This is a genomic window from Citrobacter sp. (assembly GCF_050252275.1).
Lineage (GTDB): Bacteria > Pseudomonadota > Gammaproteobacteria > Enterobacterales > Enterobacteriaceae > Citrobacter_A > Citrobacter_A amalonaticus.
Window position 1 is genome coordinate 1 of sequence record NZ_JBFWLF010000273.1, and the last position, 6,134, is coordinate 6,134.

Annotated in this window: 7 protein-coding genes; 5 read left to right on the plus strand and 2 right to left on the minus strand. The window is 51.5% G+C overall.

All coding sequences use genetic code 11. The features are described from left to right. Positions 1-702 (minus strand): cell division protein ZipA (gene zipA / locus AB7E14_RS19075; RefSeq protein WP_428169799.1); only part of this gene is annotated, 702 nt, incomplete at its 3' end. Positions 703-932: 230 nt separating this feature from the next. Between zipA and cysZ the strand changes: the two genes are divergently transcribed. From cysZ to crr, 5 genes are all read left to right on the plus strand, one after another. After that, positions 933-1,694 (plus strand): sulfate transporter CysZ, encoded by a 762-nt coding sequence (cysZ, locus tag AB7E14_RS19080; RefSeq protein ID WP_428169800.1) that lies wholly within the window; start codon positions 933-935, stop codon positions 1,692-1,694. Positions 1,695-1,857: 163 nt separating this feature from the next. Next, positions 1,858-2,829, plus strand: coding sequence for a cysteine synthase A (gene cysK, locus AB7E14_RS19085; RefSeq protein WP_042999909.1), 972 nt, complete (start codon positions 1,858-1,860; stop codon positions 2,827-2,829). A 382-nt stretch (positions 2,830-3,211) separates the two neighbouring features. Continuing rightward, positions 3,212-3,469, plus strand: coding sequence for a phosphocarrier protein Hpr (gene ptsH / locus AB7E14_RS19090; RefSeq protein ID WP_000487600.1), 258 nt, complete (start codon positions 3,212-3,214; stop codon positions 3,467-3,469). 46 nt (positions 3,470-3,515) lie between these two features. Continuing rightward, positions 3,516-5,243 (plus strand): phosphoenolpyruvate-protein phosphotransferase PtsI, encoded by a 1,728-nt coding sequence (gene ptsI / locus AB7E14_RS19095; protein ID WP_042999907.1) that lies wholly within the window; start codon positions 3,516-3,518, stop codon positions 5,241-5,243. A 40-nt stretch (positions 5,244-5,283) separates the two neighbouring features. After that, on the plus strand, positions 5,284-5,793 hold the full coding sequence (gene crr / locus AB7E14_RS19100) for a PTS glucose transporter subunit IIA (RefSeq protein ID WP_000522253.1): 510 nt from the start codon (positions 5,284-5,286) through the stop codon (positions 5,791-5,793). A 105-nt stretch (positions 5,794-5,898) separates the two neighbouring features. On the opposite strand, the gene AB7E14_RS19105 is transcribed toward crr, so the two are convergent. Further along, a partial coding sequence (locus AB7E14_RS19105) for a cytoplasmic protein (protein ID WP_428169801.1) occupies positions 5,899-6,134 on the minus strand: 236 nt, incomplete at its 5' end.

The following is a 6,134-nucleotide window of genomic DNA, read 5'->3' on the forward strand; positions in this document are numbered from 1 at the left end:
CTGAATGCTGTTGAGCAGCACTTCACCGTTAAGCTCACTGCCATGATGGGCGGCGACGTTCATGATGATTACCGCTTCTTTACGCTGAGGCTTTTCCGGGGCTGGCGCTTCTTCAACGACGGGCTCAGGCTGTGGCTCGACCACGGGTTCTGCGGGCTGGAAAGCCTGTGGCGACGGCTGCGGTGCAGTCGGCTGAACGGGCTGAACCTGCGGCGCGACAGGCTGTTGTTGAACCGGCTGCGGCTGATGCACAGGTTGCTGTGGCGCAGGCTGATGCACCGGCTGCGGCTGAGCGGATTGCTGCGGCGCAGGCTGTGGCTGGTGTACCGGCTGCTGCGGCGGACGCTGGGCATGCTGCGGCTGTACCGGCACTTCAGACGATGGCTGAACCGGCTGACGCGGTTGTGCCGACGCATAAGGCGGCTGGTACTGGTGTTGCGGCGACTGGCGAGGAGCTTCATGCTCCTGCGGGTTGCCAGGGGCATGATTCACGCGGTGAACACGAACTTCACCCACGCCTTCGTCTGCTTCGACATCATCGTCATACGAGTCGTCGTCGCGTTTTGATTTCATGCGTTTCAGTGGACGATCGCGGAACATAGAAGATCGTTCTTTACGGCTGGTCCAGAAACCATGTACCAGTAAAGCGATTATGGCGATCGCGCCAACAATGATTAATATCAGACGCAAATCCTGCATCATTATATTCTCTGTTGTTCTAACACCTTGCCACCACGGCAAACATTTACTCACTAAGAGTATTTGCCGATTACGTCAAGTGCAAGTGTACTCTTAGCTTTCACAGCATAAAGATGAACGAAATCGTGCTTTTTGCTGTTTTTTCGAACATTTCCGAACTGTTCTGTGTGCGATAACCCGGTAAGATACCCGTGTTCGCTTAGGACTTATACGAAAAGGAGCATGTCCTGACTATGGTGTCATCATCTGTCACTGCGCCACGCAGCGGTTTTTACTACTTTGCTCAGGGATGGAAACTGGTTTCGCAACCAGGGATCCGTCGCTATGTCATTTTACCGCTACTGGTCAACATCCTGCTAATGGGCAGTGCGTTCTGGTGGCTGTTCACACAGCTGGATGTCTGGATCCCGTCGCTTATGAATCACGTCCCGGACTGGCTGCAATGGCTGAGCTATCTGCTGTGGCCTGTCGCGGTCATCTCTGTGCTGCTGGTGTTTGGCTATTTTTTCTCGACCCTGGCCAACTGGATTGCCGCGCCGTTTAACGGGCTGCTGGCGGAGCAACTGGAAGCGCGACTCACCGGCGCAACGCCGCCGGACACGGGCATTCTGGGGATCATGAAAGATGTGCCGCGGATTATGAAACGCGAATGGCAAAAGCTGGCCTGGTATCTGCCACGCGCCATCGTACTGCTGATCCTTTACTTTATTCCCGGCATCGGGCAAACCGTCGCCCCAGTACTGTGGTTCCTGTTCAGCGCCTGGATGCTGGCCATTCAGTATTGCGATTACCCTTTTGACACCCATAAAGTGCCGTTTAAAGAGATGCGCACTGCTCTGCGCAGCCGTAAGGTCACCAATATGCAGTTTGGTGCGCTCACCAGCCTGTTTACCCTGATCCCGGTTCTTAATCTCTTCATCATGCCAGTGGCAGTCTGTGGCGCCACGGCGATGTGGGTGGATTGCTATCGTGCTAAGCACGCGTTATGGAAATAACGAAAGTTTGTGTAAATAAGAGGTTGTTTATAACGCCTCTTATTCCATACTGATACCCATTATTTCTTCATAGCATATAGATATGCGAAATCCTTACTTCCCCATATTCGTCTGAAGGGTATGCTGGGAAGGTATCCCAATTTCATACAGTTAAGGACAGGCCATGAGTAAGATTTTTGAAGACAACTCGCTGACTATCGGTCATACGCCGCTGGTTCGACTGAACCGTATCGGTAACGGACGCATTCTGGCGAAGGTGGAATCACGTAACCCGAGCTTCAGCGTGAAATGCCGTATCGGTGCCAATATGATTTGGGATGCTGAAAAACGCGGCGTGCTGAAACCGGGCGTCGAGCTGGTTGAACCCACCAGCGGCAACACGGGTATCGCGCTGGCCTATGTCGCGGCGGCACGTGGTTACAAACTGACGCTGACCATGCCGGAAACCATGAGTATCGAACGTCGTAAACTGCTGAAAGCGCTGGGTGCCAACCTGGTGCTGACCGAAGGCGCAAAAGGCATGAAAGGCGCCATTCAGAAAGCAGAAGAGATTGTCGCCAGCGATCCGGCGAAGTATCTGTTGCTTCAGCAGTTCAGCAACCCGGCAAACCCCGAAATTCACGAAAAAACCACCGGTCCGGAAATCTGGGAAGATACCGACGGCCAGGTTGACGTTTTCATCTCCGGCGTGGGGACTGGCGGTACACTGACCGGCGTCACCCGCTATATTAAAGGCACTAAAGGCAAAACCGATCTGATTACCGTTGCCGTTGAGCCAACGGATTCCCCGGTCATTGCTCAGGCGCTTGCAGGCGAAGAGCTGAAGCCAGGTCCGCACAAAATTCAGGGTATCGGTGCCGGTTTCATTCCGGGTAACCTGGATCTGAAACTGATCGACAAAGTGGTCGCCATCACCAACGAAGAGGCGATCTCCACCGCCCGCCGCCTGATGGAAGAGGAAGGCATTCTTGCCGGTATCTCCTCCGGAGCCGCAGTGGCTGCCGCTCTTAAGCTTCAGGAAGATGAAACCTTTACCAATAAGAATATTGTGGTTATCCTACCGTCATCGGGTGAGCGTTATTTGAGCACTGCACTGTTTGCCGATCTCTTCACAGAGAAAGAATTGCAACAGTAATGCCAGCATGTTAAAAACGCGTAAAAAAGCACCTTTTCAGGTGCTTTTTTGTGGCCTGCTTCAAACTTTCACCCCACCTGCCATTGCTTCACCCCGCCAGGTCTGGTATTTAACCTGATTAATTATTTTGAAGCGCGAAATTAATCGTTACAGGAAAACTGCTAGCTGAATCGATTTTATGATTTGGTTCAAGTATTGATTTAGCGGCATAATGTTTAATGACGAGCGAAACGTCAGCGGCCAGAGGTTGACAGCAACGGATGGCGTAAAACACCTGGTGTGTCGCGCCCGTTTACGCCGGCGCTAACAATACAGGCTAAAGTCAAACCGCCAGGCTAGACTTTAGTTCCACAACACTAAACCTATAAGTTGGGGAAATACAATGTTCCAGCAAGAAGTTACCATTACCGCTCCGAACGGTCTGCACACCCGCCCTGCTGCTCAGTTTGTTAAAGAAGCGAAAGGCTTCACTTCTGAGATTACTGTGACTTCCAACGGCAAAAGCGCCAGCGCGAAAAGCCTGTTTAAACTGCAAACTCTGGGTCTGACTCAGGGTACCGTCGTGACCATCTCTGCAGAAGGTGAAGACGAGCAGAAAGCCGTAGAACATCTGGTCAAGCTGATGGCGGAACTGGAATAAGTTTTTCCGGGTTCTTTTAAAAATCAGTCACAAGTAAGGTAGGGTTATGATTTCAGGCATTTTAGCATCCCCGGGTATCGCTTTCGGCAAAGCACTTTTGCTGAAAGAAGACGAAATCGTCATTGACCGGAAAAAAATTTCTGCCGACAAGGTTGATCAGGAAGTTGAACGTTTTCTGAGCGGTCGTGCCAAGGCATCTGCACAGTTAGAAGCGATCAAAACGAAAGCTGGTGAAACGTTCGGTGAAGAAAAAGAAGCCATTTTCGAAGGGCATATTATGCTGCTCGAAGATGAGGAGCTGGAGCAGGAAATCATAGCCCTGATTAAAGATAAACACATGACGGCTGACGCAGCTGCGCATGAAGTTATCGAAGGTCAGGCCACTGCCCTGGAAGAACTGGATGATGAATACCTGAAAGAACGTGCGGCTGACGTACGTGACATCGGTAAGCGCCTGCTGCGCAACATCCTCGGGCTGGCAATTATTGACCTGAGCGCAATTCAGGATGAAGTCATCCTGGTTGCCGCTGACCTGACCCCGTCAGAAACCGCACAGCTGAACCTGAAAAAGGTGCTGGGTTTCATTACCGACGTGGGCGGCCGCACTTCCCACACCTCTATCATGGCGCGTTCTCTGGAACTGCCAGCCATCGTGGGTACCGGTAGCGTCACCTCTCAGGTGAAAAACGACGATTATCTGATTCTGGATGCCGTAAACAACCAGGTTTACGTCAACCCGACCAACGAAGAAATTGAAAAACTGCGCGCCGTTCAGGAGCAAGTTGCCACTGAAAAAGCGGAACTGGCTAAACTGAAAGATCTCCCTGCCATCACCCTGGATGGCCATCAGGTTGAAGTGTGCGCCAACATCGGTACCGTGCGTGACGTCGAAGGCGCAGAGCGCAACGGTGCGGAAGGTGTGGGTCTGTACCGTACTGAATTCCTGTTTATGGATCGCGACGCGCTGCCGACTGAAGAAGAACAGTTTGCAGCTTACAAAGCCGTGGCTGAAGCGTGTGGCTCTCAGGCGGTGATCGTGCGTACCATGGACATCGGCGGCGACAAAGAGCTGCCGTACATGAACTTCCCGAAAGAAGAAAACCCGTTCCTGGGCTGGCGTGCTGTGCGTATCGCGATGGATCGTAAAGAGATCCTGCGCGATCAGGTTCGCGCTATCCTTCGCGCGTCTGCTTTCGGCAAACTGCGCATTATGTTCCCGATGATCATCTCTGTTGAAGAAGTTCGCGCACTGCGTAAAGAGATCGAAATCTACAAACAGGAACTGCGTGACGAAGGTAAAGCCTTTGACGAGACCATTGAGATTGGCGTGATGGTGGAAACACCGGCTGCGGCAACGATTGCTCGTCATTTAGCCAAAGAAGTTGATTTCTTTAGTATCGGCACCAATGATTTAACGCAGTACACTCTGGCAGTTGACCGTGGTAATGATATGATTTCACATCTCTACCAGCCAATGTCGCCATCTGTCCTCACATTGATCAAGCAAGTTATTGATGCTTCTCATGCTGAAGGTAAATGGACTGGCATGTGTGGTGAGCTTGCAGGCGACGAACGTGCTACACTTCTGTTGCTGGGGATGGGTCTGGACGAATTCTCTATGAGCGCCATTTCTATCCCGCGCATTAAGAAGATTATCCGTAACACGAACTTCGAAGATGCGAAGGTGTTAGCAGAGCAGGCTCTTGCTCAACCGACAACGGACGAGTTAATGACGCTGGTTAACAAGTTCATTGAAGAAAAAACAATCTGCTAATCCACGAGATGCGGCCCAATTTACTGCTTAGGAGAAGATCATGGGTTTGTTCGATAAACTGAAGTCTCTGGTTTCTGATGATAAGAAAGACACCGGAACTATTGAGATTGTTGCACCGCTCTCTGGCGAGATCGTCAACATCGAAGACGTACCGGATGTCGTTTTTGCTGAAAAAATCGTGGGTGATGGCATCGCTATCAAACCAACCGGTAATAAGATGGTTGCACCGGTTGACGGTACCATCGGCAAAATCTTTGAGACCAACCATGCGTTCTCTATCGAATCCGATAGCGGTATCGAACTGTTTGTTCACTTCGGTATCGACACCGTTGAGCTGAAAGGCGAAGGCTTCAAGCGTATCGCTGAAGAAGGCCAGCGTGTGAAAGTGGGTGACCCGGTAATTGAATTCGATCTGCCGCTGCTGGAAGAAAAAGCCAAGTCAACCCTGACTCCGGTTGTTATCTCCAACATGGACGAAATCAAAGAACTGATCAAACTGTCCGGTAGCGTGACTGTGGGTGAAACCCCGGTTATCCGCATCAAGAAATAATTCTTGCCGCAGAGAAAAATGGCGCCTTCTGGCGCCATTTTTTTATCTACCGGATGGCAAACCCGCCTGATGGCACTTACGCAGCCATCCGGCATCAGTTCGCGGTTACAATGGTGAGGTCACCGGGCGATAACACTTTTCACGCATCAGGATTTTCATCCCTTCCGGCCCGCTCTCCAGCATCCGCTTTTCTGAATCAGAAACCAACAGTTCGCACTGATAGCCGCCCGTGATGCCAAACATCGCGCGCGCCACGCAGATATCTTCCAGCGCATTCAGCCCGCTGGTTTCAAAATGTCCCACGATACGTCCCTGCTGACGAACCACTAACCGATAACTCT